The sequence below is a fragment of the Spongiibacter sp. genome (genome assembly GCF_041602295.1).
Lineage (GTDB): Bacteria > Pseudomonadota > Gammaproteobacteria > Pseudomonadales > Spongiibacteraceae > Spongiibacter.
On the sequence record NZ_JBFIGO010000106.1, the window covers coordinates 1 to 8,841 of the forward strand.

General features: G+C 56.5%; 8 protein-coding genes and 1 pseudogene. 3 read left to right on the forward strand and 6 right to left on the reverse strand.

Features of this window, described 5'->3' with window-relative positions:
• The 4 genes and pseudogenes from ABYM29_RS13350 to ABYM29_RS13365 form a co-directional block, all read right to left on the reverse strand.
• A pseudogene (locus ABYM29_RS13350) lies at positions 1-126 on the reverse strand (DNA-binding response regulator); the annotation flags it as partial.
• A gap of 86 nt (positions 127-212) precedes the next feature.
• A complete protein-coding gene (gene purU / locus ABYM29_RS13355; protein ID WP_372865270.1) occupies positions 213-1,067 on the reverse strand; it encodes a formyltetrahydrofolate deformylase in 855 nt (284 codons plus the stop codon).
• A 45-nt stretch (positions 1,068-1,112) separates the two neighbouring features.
• Positions 1,113-1,961 (reverse strand): SPFH domain-containing protein, encoded by an 849-nt coding sequence (locus tag ABYM29_RS13360; protein ID WP_372865271.1) that lies wholly within the window; start codon positions 1,959-1,961, stop codon positions 1,113-1,115.
• Positions 1,962-2,006: 45 nt separating this feature from the next.
• A complete protein-coding gene (locus ABYM29_RS13365) occupies positions 2,007-2,489 on the reverse strand; it encodes an NfeD family protein (protein WP_372865272.1) in 483 nt (160 codons plus the stop codon).
• Between the two features lie 166 nt (positions 2,490-2,655).
• Between ABYM29_RS13365 and ABYM29_RS13370 the strand changes: the two genes are divergently transcribed.
• Positions 2,656-4,788 (forward strand): YgiQ family radical SAM protein, encoded by a 2,133-nt coding sequence (locus ABYM29_RS13370; RefSeq protein ID WP_372865276.1) that lies wholly within the window; start codon positions 2,656-2,658, stop codon positions 4,786-4,788.
• A gap of 202 nt (positions 4,789-4,990) precedes the next feature.
• Positions 4,991-5,197, forward strand: coding sequence for a cold-shock protein (locus tag ABYM29_RS13375; protein WP_168450457.1), 207 nt, complete (start codon positions 4,991-4,993; stop codon positions 5,195-5,197).
• A gap of 61 nt (positions 5,198-5,258) precedes the next feature.
• Here the strand turns inward: ABYM29_RS13375 and rlmKL are convergent, their stop codons facing one another.
• Positions 5,259-7,421: a bifunctional 23S rRNA (guanine(2069)-N(7))-methyltransferase RlmK/23S rRNA (guanine(2445)-N(2))-methyltransferase RlmL gene (gene rlmKL, locus ABYM29_RS13380; RefSeq protein ID WP_372865273.1), complete on the reverse strand. Its 2,163-nt coding sequence runs from the start codon at positions 7,419-7,421 to the stop codon at positions 5,259-5,261.
• A 255-nt stretch (positions 7,422-7,676) separates the two neighbouring features.
• Between rlmKL and rmf the strand changes: the two genes are divergently transcribed.
• On the forward strand, positions 7,677-7,880 hold the full coding sequence (rmf, locus tag ABYM29_RS13385; RefSeq protein WP_372865274.1) for a ribosome modulation factor: 204 nt from the start codon (positions 7,677-7,679) through the stop codon (positions 7,878-7,880).
• An 84-nt stretch (positions 7,881-7,964) separates the two neighbouring features.
• Here the strand turns inward: rmf and rluB are convergent, their stop codons facing one another.
• On the reverse strand, positions 7,965-8,753 hold the full coding sequence (rluB, locus tag ABYM29_RS13390; protein WP_372865275.1) for a 23S rRNA pseudouridine(2605) synthase RluB: 789 nt from the start codon (positions 8,751-8,753) through the stop codon (positions 7,965-7,967).
• Positions 8,754-8,841 lie beyond the last annotated feature (88 nt).

The following is an 8,841-nucleotide window of genomic DNA, read 5'->3' on the forward strand; positions in this document are numbered from 1 at the left end:
AATACCGTGCGCCTGCTGGGCGTTCTCAGCCTCCAGACAGTCATATCCGGCCAGCTCCAAACCAACGCGGATCATCTCGCGAATCGCAGCTTCATCATCGACGATGAGAATGGTTTTTGTGCTCATGTTACCCCTTGCCAAGCCGTCATTACTTAAGTCTGCATTTAAACGGTCTTATATGACAACTTTATGACAATGGTGCGACACGCAGCTCAATCAAAAACGACGGTCTTATTGCCGTGTACCAGTACCCGGTCCTCAAGGTGGTTGCGCAAGGCTCTCGCTAACACTGCTTTTTCCACATCTTTACCCAGTCTCACCAGATCTTCCTTGCTGTGCCGATGTGACACTCTGATGACATCCTGCTCGATAATCGGCCCCTCATCGAGCTGCTCGGTCACATAGTGACTGGTTGCACCAATGAGCTTTACTCCCCGGTCATAGGCTTTTTGATAGGGGTTGGCACCGACAAATGACGGCAGAAAACTGTGGTGGATATTGATCATCCGGCCGCTATAAGCACGGCAAAACTCCGGTGGAATAATCTGCATATAGCGCGCCAGCACTACACAGTCCGCGCCGTAGTCCGCCGTTAACTGCTGAATGCGTGCATGGGCCGGCGCCTTGTTTTGCGGATCGACCGGCACGTACTCGAAGGGAATGCCGTGCCACTCCACCATACTGCGCAGGTTTTCGTGATTGGAAATAACGCAGGGAATATCGCAGTAAAGCTCATCGCTGTGCCAGCGGTGCAAGAGGTCAGCAATGCAGTGAGAGGCGTGACTGGCGAGAATCACCACCTTGCGACGGCGCGCCGAATCGACCAACTCCCACTGCATATCATAGGCCTCGGCAATGGGACGAAACGCTTCACGCACCGCGTCGGCCCCTATGCCCAAGGACTCGGCCTTGATCTCATTGCGCATAAAAAACCAGTTATTGTCGGCGTCGGCATGGTGGTTAGCCTCGGTCAGCCAACCGCCTTGATCGGCGACAAACTGGCTGACCTTGGCGACGATACCTACCCGGTCCGGGCAGCTGGTGATCAAACGGTATGTGTGTTCCATCTACAACAACATCCTTAACACTGGGGAGCAATAACTGCGTAGCCGTCAGCCGCGATTGAGTATGCCGCGCACCGCCTGTGGCAGGTCGGCGGGGAACACTACGGTTTTGGCATTATCCGAGGCCGCCAAGTCGCGCAGCGCCTCGGTGTATTTTTCACCGAGTAAATACATGACCGGCAACTCATCGCCCTGCACCGCGGCAGAGACCAGTTCAATGGCGGCGCCGCTGGCCTTGGCCAATACCACCTCAGCCTGGGCGTCGCGGCGCGATGCTTCCAAACGCCCCTCCGCTTCCAAAATGGCGGCCTGTTTTTCGCCCTCGGCCTTGGTCACCGCCGCGCGGCGCTGGCGCTCGGCCGCCGCCTGCTCTTCCATCGCACTCTGCATGGTCGACGAAGGGTTAATATCCTGTATTTCCACGGTTTTAAGGGTAATCCCCCAGTCGGAAATGTCATCGGAAATACCGGCTTTCAGCTTGGCCTTAATTTGGTCCCGAGACGACAGCGCCGAATCCAGCGACATTTCACCAACGATCGAGCGCAGCGCCGTTTGCACCAAATTTTGGATAGCAATAGTGTAATTCTCCACACCGTACACCGCCTTCTCCGGCGACACGATGTTGATATAGGCCACCGCGTTGGCAATGATCACCGCATTATCTTCCGTGATGACTTCCTGGGAGGGAATATCCAACACGATATCCTTGGTGGTAATGCGGTAAGCCACTTGATCCACATAGGGAATAATAAAATTCAAGCCCGGGTTTAACGTGCTGTGATACTTCCCCAGGCGCTGCACGATATGTTTATAGCCTTGGGGAACCGTCTTCACCCCCATCGACAATGTCACGATAACCAGTACAACCAGCGCGCCAGTAACTGCCAAGCCGTCCATAGTATTGCTCCTTATAATAATTAAAAAATACGTGGCGCCGCCGCGCTACCGCGGCGGCTGCTCGGCGGCGCTGTGCTGGCGCCGCACAATTAGCGAGTTGCCTGAGATCTCTTCGACCACCACCCGGTCGCCCACCGCCAGTGTTTCCCGGCAAATGTAGGCCCACTCATCACTGCCCATCAGCGGAACACTAAAGCGCACGCAGCCCTCGCCGTGATCTGCGGCGCGAATCACCATGCCCTCCTGGCCAATCACCTGCTCGCGGGACATGCCCGATAAACTGCGGTCTTTCATGCGCGGGTGGACGAAGCGGAACCACAAAAACAAGTCGACGACGGACAGCCCGCCCCAAATCAGCAGTTGCACACTGAAACTGAGCTCGACCACCGCGCTGATCAGCCCCACCGCTATCGCGCTGGCGCCAAACCACAGCATGACAAAGCTGGGCACAAAAATTTCGCTGGCCACCAACAGCAGACCCAAAACCATCCAATGCCAGTACTCTACGTTGTTGTTCAGCCACTCCATTGCGCGCTCCAGGTGCCAAGTCTTTGATCAGTCGCATTATTTAGCCACGATCTGGGCTAATAGCAAGCGTCAAGCCGCCAAATTTACGATTCTTCAACACTGTGCCATGGCAGCAGCCGCCGGCAATTTCCGCTACAATGCGCCCTCATTAGAGAGTAGCTACGTCATGTCATTACCACCGGCCATCTTCAGCCATCGCCCCTATTGGGCAGAGTGCTTCGGCACCGCCCCCTATCTGCCCACCAGCCGCGAAGAAATGGACGCGTTGGGCTGGGACAGCTGTGACATCATCATTGTCACTGGCGACGCCTATGTAGATCACCCCAGCTTTGGTATGGCAGTCATCGGCCGAGTGCTAGAGGCCCAGGGCTTCCGCGTCGGCATTATCAGCCAGCCCGACTGGCAATCCGCCGAGGCCTTTACCGCACTGGGACAGCCCAATCTGTTCTTCGGTGTCGCCGCCGGCAATATGGATTCGATGATCAACCGCTACACCGCGGACCGGCGCCTGCGTCACGACGATGCCTATTCAGCTGACAATGTCGGGGGCAAACGCCCCGACCGCGCCGTCATCGTCTATTCCCAACGCTGCCGTGAGGCCTACAAAGACAGCCCCATCGTGGTCGGTTCGATCGAGGCCAGCTTGCGCCGCATTGCCCACTACGACTACTGGAGCGATAAGGTCCGCCGCTCTATTCTGATGGACTCACGCGCCGACATTCTGCTTTACGGCAATGCCGAACGGGCGATCGTCGACCTCGCTCACCGCGTGTCGCGGGGCGAAGATATCGCCGATATCCGCGACCTGCGCGGCACCGCCTTTATTCGCAACGCCGTGCCCGCCGGCTGGACAGTCGTCGATTCCAGCGACATCGACCGCCCCGGCAAAGTCGACCCCATTACCAGCCCCTACGTGGACACCAGCGCCGACCCCGCCTGCAAGACCGAGCAAAAAAATGCCGCCGCAGACGCCGAGGCCGTGCAAACCGTAACCATTATCGATCCGCGCCAGGCCCGCAAAAACGCCGCGCCAGCTGAGCGTACGGTCATTCGTCTGCCCGCCTACGAGACGGTCAAGAAAGACCCGGTAAGCTATGCCCACGCGGCGCGCGTATTACACCTGGAAACCAACCCCGGCAATGCCCGGGCACTGGTGCAGCAGCACGGCGATAAAGAAGTGTGGTTAAACCCTCCGCCGATTCCGCTGACCACTGAAGAACTGGACTGGGTGTTTGAGCTGCCCTATCAGCGCCGCCCCCACCCGCGCTATGGCGATGCCCGCATACCCGCCTACGAGATGATTCGCAACTCGGTCAATATCATGCGCGGCTGTTTTGGCGGCTGCAGCTTTTGCTCTATCACCGAACACGAAGGCCGCATCATTCAAAGTCGCTCCAAAGACTCTATCGTCCGCGAAGTGGAAAAAATCCGCGACAAAACCCCCGGTTTTACCGGCGTGGTATCCGATCTCGGTGGCCCCACTGCCAACATGTGGCAGCTGACCTGCAAAAGTGAAGAGATTGAGAAAAGCTGCCGACGCCTATCCTGCGTCTACCCCGGTATATGCAAAAATTTGAATACCGACCAAACACCGCTCATCGAGCTCTACCGCGACGTTCGCGGCCTCAAGGGCATCAAAAAAGTGTTGATCGCTTCCGGCTTGCGTTATGACCTGGCGGTGGAAACGCCCGAATACGTCAAAGAACTGGTCACCCACCACGTTGGCGGCTACCTGAAAATTGCCCCCGAGCACTCGGAAGATTCGCCGCTGAGCAAAATGATGAAACCGGGCATGGGCAGCTACGATCGCTTCAAAGCCATGTTCGACAAATACTCAAAACAAGCCGGCAAAGAGCAGTATTTGATCCCCTACTTTATCGCCGCCCACCCGGGCACCCGCGACGAGGACATGATGAACTTGGCGCTGTGGCTGAAGAGCAACGGCTTTCGCGCCGATCAGGTCCAGGCCTTTTACCCCTCACCCATGGCCAACGCCACAGCGATGTATTACTCGGGCAAAAACCCGCTGCGCAAAGTCAGCCGCAACAGCGAGGCCGTGTTCAGTGCCAAGGGCCTGAAGCAGCGCCGCTTGCACAAAGCCTACCTGCGTTACCACGACCCAGAGGGCTGGCCAGCACTGCGAGATTCACTGTTAAAAATGGGCCGCAAGGACTTGATCGGCTATGGCAAAAAACATCTGGTGCCCCCGCGCCAGCCCGCCAACTGGAAATCCAAAAATGCCAAAGGCGGTCGCATGCTGACTCAACACACGGGCTTGCCGCCGCGAAAGTCGTCATAAAAAATTTATTTTATCGGGCGCAAAAGGCTTTCTATACCGCTTAGGACTGTGTATAAAATGTACTTGCTGGCTATAGATGCAGCTTGGTTTTATGTAAAAGCACCACGAAGTCGTTTTTAGTACCTCGTTCTGTTTCATAACTACCCTGCCTATCTCAGCTCAAGCCACACAAGGCACAAATAACACAACGAGGTTTTAAGACATGTCCAGAAGCACTGGTAAAGTAAAATGGTTCAACGAGACTAAAGGTTTTGGTTTCATTGAGCAGGATTCCGGCCCAGACGTTTTTGTTCACTTCAGCGCCATTTCTGGCTCTGGCTTCAAAACACTGGCCGAGGGCCAGGCCGTTGAATTCGACGTGCAGAGCGGTCAGAAAGGCCCTCAAGCGGCGAACGTCACCGTCCTCTAATCATAGAGTGCACAGAGAAGGCGGCCTTTGGCCGCCTTTTTTATAGACGCCGCAAAGCGCCTCAGCGGTGGCGAATGTACCAACAATAATGAATCGGCTTGCTGCGCCGCTTGAAATCCTCATCCAAAGACCAGCCACAGCGATCCTCAACAGCAAAGCGCTGCGACAATGCTTCGTCCAAAATAAAACCGCGCTTGTTCGTGGAAAAAATCAGCAGACCGTCATCGCTCAAACAGCGCATCGCTTGCTCAATCAGCGTACTGTGATCGCGCTGGGTATCTAATACATCGTCCATACGTTTAGAGTTTGAAAACGTCGGTGGATCTAACAGAATTAGATCAAATTGCTCTTCACAATCCGCTAACCAACGCCGCGCATCGCCCTGCTCTGTGCGATGCCGGGCCTCACTTAGACCGTTTAGCGACAAGTTCTGCCGAGCCCATTTAAGGTAGGTGTGCGACATATCCACCGAAGTACTATGGCGCGCGCCCCCCAAACCAGCTTGCACCGTCGCCGCTGCGGTGTAACAAAACACGTTCAAAAAACGCTTGCCGCGAGCGCGGGCGGCAATATCCATACGCACCGGCCGATGATCCAGGAATAAGCCCGTATCCAAGTAATCATAAAGATTAACCAGTAATGTAGCCTGCCCTTCTCTCACTTCTAAGGTTTTTCCGGTCGGCGCCTGCCGCTCATATTGGGTTTTACCACGCTGACGGCGACGCTCCTTAAGCGCGATTGCACTGGGCGAGACGCCGAACACTACCGAACAGGCTTGCATCACTTCGGCGAGACGCCGCCGCGCGTCATCGTCATTAACCGATGCCGGCGCAGCATATTCACTCACATGCACGGCCCCCTCATAGCAATCCACCGCCACGGCGTATTCCGGCATGTCTGCATCGTAAACACGAAAGCAGTGTATGCCTTCGCGTCGGCGCCATTTTTCCATGCGCTTGAGGTTCTTGCGCAAGCGGTTAGCGAACATTTCTGCGCCACCCGATAGGGTAACCGCTGCGGCTTCCATCGCGGGCGCCGCGCGCTCGTGAATCACGTCTTGCTCGCGCACCTTAAACAACAACAACTTGCTGGGAATCGTGCCGTTAAATAGCTGATATTGCCGGCAACTGCGTATCCCCATGCGCTTACCTAAGTCGGGGTTACCGGTAAACACCGCCGCGTCCCAACCCATAAAATGTTCCGCCAACGACTGCCCCAAAGCCCGGTACAGGTGCAGTAACTCAGCCTCTTCACCCAGACGTTCGCCATAGGGGGGATTACAAATTAACAACCCCGGCAGCGTGCCCTCGCTGGGCGGCTCCAGCTCGGCCAACTCACGCCTGGCCACCTTCAGTACGCGCGCAAGACCGGCGCGGCGAATATTATCCTGGGCCTGAGAGACTATTTTCCCATTGCCGTCATAGCCCCAAATCTGCGGCCATTCACGGCCTTCCGCCAAGCGCTGCTTCTCCTTAGCCTGCTCACACAACTGCCGCCACAAGGGCTCGCTGTGACCACGCCAAGCGCTAAAACCCCAATAACTGCGCTGTAAACCAGGGGCAATATCCATGGCCATCATCGCCGCTTCAATTAGCAGCGTGCCACTGCCGCACATCGGATCCAACAAGCCACCGCCGCGACTGGCAATTCCCGGCCAATCCGCGCGCAGTAGCAAGGCCGCCGCGAGGTTTTCCTTCAGCGGCGCCAAGGCGCCGCTCTGCCGATAGCCGCGGCGGTGTAAACTCTCACCCGACAAATCCAGGGCCACCACCACCCGCCCCTTACGCAGGCGCACATGCACCCGCAGGTCCGGCTGCGTTTTTGCAATATTGGGCCTTTCCAAGCCCAACTCGACAAAACTGTCGACAATGGCATCTTTACAGCGCAGGGCACCAAAATGACTGTTGCGAATCTCGCGACTGCGGCCGGCAAAGTCCACCAACAGACTGGCCCCTGGCCCCATAAACTCGGGCCAGTCGACAGCGCGCAGACCGTCGTACAGCTGCTCAGAGCTATCGCCACTGAACTCCGCGACCGGCAGCAGCACCCGGTTGGCCAGCCGCGACCACAGACACAGACGGTACATCACCTCCAGGCTGGCATCGACCCGCACTGCACCGACGGTCTCAGCGGTTTTGCAGGCCCCTAACTGCTCGGCCTCAGTACCCAGCAGCCCTTCCAAGCCCTTGGGGCAAGTCAATATCAGCGACAAAATTTGACTCATATCGCGCCGTCCGAGACCTTGTCGTCATGGAAAATCATATAATTTCTCAATAGCTTAGCCACTTTATTCGGCAACCCTCTAAAAGCTCGGCGCCTTATGCAAAATTGGTCTTCGCCGGAATTGTTAAAGTTTGCTTACATGGTAGTTCGGTTGTAGGCCCTGTGTCACCGGGCCCACAACCTTGGTTCACCGCTGCGGCGCAGATGTCGCCGTATGTGCGGTGAGTGCACGTTGAACAATGGAGGCTATTGCCCTATGAGAAGACAGAAACGCGACATGACAGAGCGCGCCTACCAACGTGGTTATCAGGCCGGCATCACCGGCAAAAACAAAGAGAACTGCCCTCACACTCAGCAACAACTCAAACAGGAATGGATAACTGGTTGGCGAGAAGGCCGAGTCGACCACTGGGATGGCATTGATACCGCCACCGCTCTCCAAAAACAAGCGTTTCACTAACCCCAACAGCGGCGCCGCACGACGCCGACAAGCCGTTTAATAAAAGGCCCGCAACCGCGGGCCTTTTCTATAACAGCCGCTCAGTCAACGGCGTCGGCCCGGCTTGACCGCCGCAACATCGGCTGCCGGCGGCGCCATGCCAGCCATGGCATAGACCTCGTTAACCTCTTTTTCCGGCAATTCAGTCCACATCCCCACCTTCACTTTAGAGGGTATAAAGACCGTTCCGTAGCGCACTCGCTTCAATCGATTGACCTGCAGGCCCTGCGACTCCCACAGTCTTCTCACTTCACGATTTCGGCCTTCCATAATCACCACGTAATACCAGTGATTAATCCCTTCTCCGCCGCCATCGACAATATCGGTAAAGCGGGCCAGACCATCATCGAGTTGTACCCCATCGACCAGCTGCTGCAAGTTTTGCTCGCTGGCGCTTCCCATCACTCGACACAGGTATTCCCGCTCGATGGTGGTAGAGGGGTGCATTAGCTTATTGGCCAAGTCGCCATCGGTGGTGAACAGCAGCAGGCCAGTTGTATTAAAGTCCAGCCGGCCTACGCAAATCCAGCGCTCGCCGGTAACCCTGGGCAGGCGATCAAATACCGAACGCCGTCCCTCGGGGTCTTTGCGGCTGCAAATTTCACCCTCGGGTTTGTTGTATAGCAATACTCGTGGCCGGCCACTTCCCCTATCGACCCTCAGTGGCCGGCCATCAAAGACAATACGCGCCGCCTTGTCGACCCGGTCACCCAAGGTCGCCAATTGGCCATTGACCTGTACGCGACCATCGCTGATGGCCCTCTCCATTTCACGGCGCGACCCCAGTCCGGCGCGCGCCAACACTTTCTGTAATTTTTCGTCTTCGGCACTCATCAGTGCTTATACTCTGTCATTGTGTCGTCCTCATCGACGAGTTCTGCTTCGGCTTCGGCTTCGGCTTCGGCTTCGTCTTCGGCTACGG